Source organism: Micromonospora sp. NPDC023814, assembly GCF_040639595.1.
Taxonomy (GTDB): domain Bacteria; phylum Actinomycetota; class Actinomycetes; order Mycobacteriales; family Micromonosporaceae; genus Micromonospora.
On sequence record NZ_JBFAAF010000186.1, the window covers coordinates 1 to 3,000 of the forward strand.

Annotated in this window: 3 protein-coding genes and 1 pseudogene; all 4 read left to right on the plus strand. The window is 70.9% G+C overall.

Annotated features, from left to right (window positions below):
- Positions 1-161 precede the first annotated feature (161 nt).
- Positions 162-1,191: pseudogene (locus AB0G14_RS35165) on the plus strand (site-specific integrase).
- Positions 1,188-1,523: a helix-turn-helix transcriptional regulator gene (locus AB0G14_RS35170; protein ID WP_357705045.1), complete on the plus strand. Its 336-nt coding sequence runs from the start codon at positions 1,188-1,190 to the stop codon at positions 1,521-1,523. The pseudogene AB0G14_RS35165 and the gene AB0G14_RS35170 overlap by 4 nt, the downstream one beginning before the upstream one ends.
- A gap of 396 nt (positions 1,524-1,919) precedes the next feature.
- The gene (locus tag AB0G14_RS35175; RefSeq protein WP_357705047.1) at positions 1,920-2,735 is read left to right on the plus strand and encodes a hypothetical protein; all 816 of its coding nucleotides are present in this window, start codon (positions 1,920-1,922) and stop codon (positions 2,733-2,735) included.
- 15 nt (positions 2,736-2,750) lie between these two features.
- Positions 2,751-3,000: hypothetical protein (locus tag AB0G14_RS35180; RefSeq protein WP_357705050.1), on the plus strand; the 250-nt coding region annotated here is incomplete at its 3' end.

Below are 3,000 nucleotides of genomic sequence, written 5' to 3' on the forward strand. Positions count from 1 at the left end.
TTTGACAAGCGGGTCGCATTGGATGCGACGATCTCGCATCTAATGCGAGTGGCGGGAGGTCACTGTCGGTGGACGTGGAACGCGCCGCGCCGGGCTCGGCTGCCCTGCAGCTGGCCGACGGTGTGCGGCTGCTGCGGCCGGACGAGCAGGTCTTCACCGCGATGCTCGACGGGTGGCGTAACCAGCAGCTCGCTCGGAACCTGTCCTTCGGCACCGGGGAGAGCCGGCAGCGATCGGTTCGGGCGTTCGCCGAGCACGCGCAGGCGCTGCCGTGGCGGTGGACCCCGCAGCTGGTCGACGAGTGGTGCATCGATTTACGGGCCGTGCGCCGGGTGCGCCGCTCGACGCTGCGTGGCTATCAGGAGGCGGTCCGGCTGTTCTGCGCGTACCTGACCGACCCGGCCTACGGCTGGGTCGGTGAGTGCGAGCAGCGCTTCGGTACGCACCCGGTGCAGGTGGTCCACGAGTGGAACGCGGCGGTCCACGTCGCCGCGGCCGAGGACGACCCGGCCAAGCGCGCGTTCACGCTCGACGAGATGCAGGCCCTGCTGGACTACGCCGACGAGCAGGTCACCCGGATCCGGGCGGCCGGGCGCAAGGGCTGGCTGCCGGCGTTCCGCGACGCCACCCTTGTTCAAGGTTGCCTACGGGTACGGGCTGCGGCGCAACGAGACCCGGATGCTCGACGTGGCCGACTTCGGCCGCAATCCGCACGCCGACGAGTTCGGCGAGTACGGCGTGCTCTACGTCCGCCACGGCAAGGCGATGAAAGGCTCGCCGCCGAAACGGCGCAGCGTGCTGACCGTCTGGGCATGGGTGCCGGAAGTCCTCGCCGAGTGGATCGAGCAGATCCGGCCGCTGCTGGCCGCCGAAGGCAACGCGGCGCTGTGGCCCTCGGAACGGGCGCCGCGGGTCGGGCTGGCCCAGCTCAACGCGCGGCTGTCGGCCTACCGCGACGCCCTCGGCCTGGACGCCGGGCTGGACTTCCACTCGCTGCGCCGCTCGTATGTCACCCATCTGATCGAGGCAGGCTGGGATCCGTTGTTCGTGCAGCAGCAGGTCGGCCACGAACACGCTTCGACGACGGCGATCTACACGTGCGTGTCGTCGGACTTCCGCACCCGCACTCTGCGGCAGGCTCTCGACGCGACCATGAACGCGGCACTACGACCGGCACGGAGGGCCCGATGAGCATGAAACGCCAGGTCAGTTACCGGTGGCGGCTGCGGGAGATGATGGCCGCCCGCGGCGTGTTCACCGCCACCGAACTGGTGCCGCTGCTGCACGAACGTGGCATCGACCTGTCCTCCTCCCAGGTCCACCGCCTCGTGACCGGCACCCCGGAGAGGCTGTCACTGCCGGTGCTGGCCGCGCTGTGCGACATCTTGGAGGTCACCCCCGCCGATTTGGTCGTCACGACGGCGGCCAACGTCGCGCCGCGCAAGGCGGCCGCCGGTGAGGCCCCGGCGCCGGTGGACCTGGCCACGGTCCGGCCCCGGCGGGCCCGCGTGCGCCCCGACTGATGGACCGTCCCTACGCCACCGCCGAGCAGTACGAACGCTGGTTCGTCCGCGACTGCGCCCGCTGCGGCCGACGCAGCAGTTCCACCGCCCGGTGGCCCGACGGGCGGGTCTGCCGCACCTGCCAAGACCGGGCGTTCCGTGCCCACGGTCGCTGCCCCGGCTGCGGCGACGACCGGGTCCTGACCGGACGGCGCACCGAGGACCAGGGTCCGATCTGCACCAGCTGCGCCGGATTCTCCATCTCGTATGCCTGCGCCGAGTGCGGGCAGGAGGGCAAGCTGCACGCCGGCCGCCGGTGCACCCGCTGCACGTTCACCCGGCGCGTCGCCGAACTCCTCGACGACGGCCGGTCGCATCCGCCCCGAGCTGGCACCGCTGGCCGAGCTGCTGACCAGCATGAACAACCCGCTCACCGGCCTGGCCTGGATCTCCTCCCGGCACGGCCACCCCGCCCCGGCCGCTGATCTGCTACGAGGTCCGGGCCGCGCTGACATCGAACTGAGCCACGACGCGTTCCACCGCCTGCAACCATGGCGGGCCGCCGCTCACCTGCGGGAACTGCTCATGCAGTGCGATGTCCTGCCCCCGATCGACAAGCAGATCCTGCTGTTCGAGAGATGGTTGCCCGAGCACCTGGACACCATCACCGACACCGAACAGCGCCGGCTGCTGCGCCAGTACACCACCTGGCATCTACTGCCCTGGCTGCGCCGCCGCGCCGAACGCGGGCCCGTGAGCCGCCACACCCGCAGCGAACTCGGACAGCAAGTCTTGCGGGTTGGTGACTTCCTCGCCGGGATCCAGGAGCAGGGACTCACCCTTGCCCGGCTCGGGCAGGACGACCTGGACCGCTGGATCGTCACCCATCAGCCGCGTCAGCGGCAGCTCCTCAAACCGTTCCTCACGTGGGCCGCCCACGCCGGACACATGCCACGGCTACACGTTGCTGCGCACCGGCCCGGCCAGCGATCCCCGATCACGCAGCACCGCCGCATCGGACTACTCCGCAAGCTGATCACCGACGACACCGGCGAGCTCCGCGCCCGCGTCGCCGCGATCCTGCTGCTTCTCTACGCCCAACCGCTCGGGGCGCATCCTGCGCCTGACCATCGACGACATCGACACCACCGGCCCCGACGTCCTGCTCCGGTTGGGCGACCCGCCAACGCCGGTCCCGGAACCCGTCGCCGACCTACTGCTGGCGCTACGTGACCAGCGCGCACCAACATGCGCACCGCCACGAACCGCAACGCCCGCTGGCTGTTCCCCGGACGCCGTGCCGGCCAACCGTCGACCACCCGCACGATCGCCCCGTTCATCCGCGACCTCGGCGTCCCCACCGTTCCCGGCCGCCTGGCCGCACTGCACCAACTTGTCCTCCAAGCCCCGGCACCGATCGTCGCCCAGGCCCTCGGCTTCCACCACACCACCACCCAACGCCACCACGCCGCTGCCGGTGGAACCTGGAACCGCTACA

Bases quoted from the DNA above. Each gene is read 5' to 3' on its own strand.
- AB0G14_RS35175 (WP_357705047.1), top strand. From the start codon at position 1,920: ATGAACAACCCGCTCACCGGCCTGGCCTGGATCTCCTCCCGGCACGGC.
- AB0G14_RS35170 (WP_357705045.1), top strand. From the start codon at position 1,188: ATGAGCATGAAACGCCAGGTCAGTTACCGGTGGCGGCTGCGGGAGATG.